Below are 705 nucleotides of genomic sequence, written 5' to 3' on the forward strand. Positions count from 1 at the left end.
CGGACTACGGCGTGGTCGGCGACCTCTTCGAGGTGCTGCCGCAGCTCACCGCCGAGGTGCAGTCCCGCAAGGGCTGAGCCTGCCCAGTGGTGGGGGGGGGGGGGGGGGGGGGCGGGGCCCCCGGGGGGCGGGGGGGCCCCCCCCCCCGCCCGCCCCGGGGGCGGGGGGGGGGCGGGCCCCGCGGACCCCGGGCTACCGGGGCCCCCCCCCCCCGGGCCCACCACTGGGCAGGCTCAGCCCTTGCGGGACTGCACCTCGGCGGTGAGCTGCGGCAGCACCTCGAAGAGGTCGCCGACCACGCCGTAGTCCGCCAGCTCGAAGATCGGGGCCTCGGGGTCCTTGTTGACGGCCACGATGGTCTTCGAGGTCTGCATGCCGGCCCGGTGCTGGATGGCGCCGGAGATGCCGTTGGCCACGTACAGCTGGGGCGAGACCTGCTTGCCGGTCTGTCCGACCTGGTTGCTGTGCGGGTACCAGCCGGCGTCGACGGCGGCGCGCGAGGCACCGACGGCCGCGCCCAGCGCGTCCGCCAGCTCCTCGATCACGCCGAAGCCGGACGCCTCGCCGACGCCGCGGCCGCCGGAGACGACGATGGCGGCCTCGGTCAGCTCGGGGCGGCCGGTGGAGACGCGCGGGGTGCGCGAGACGACCTTGGCGGCGTTGCCGGTGAACGCGACGGTGACGTCCTCGACGGTGCCCGCGGCC

1 protein-coding gene is annotated in these 705 nt (G+C 77.3%); it reads right to left on the minus strand.

The window, feature by feature from the left end:
• Window positions 1–233: 233 nt before the first annotated feature.
• The coding region (locus PUR56_RS11335) for an electron transfer flavoprotein subunit alpha/FixB family protein (protein WP_329948789.1) at window positions 234–705 on the minus strand (472 nt) is incomplete at its 5' end.

This window comes from Streptomyces sp. BE303 (assembly GCF_036290945.1).
Classification (GTDB): domain Bacteria; phylum Actinomycetota; class Actinomycetes; order Streptomycetales; family Streptomycetaceae; genus Kitasatospora.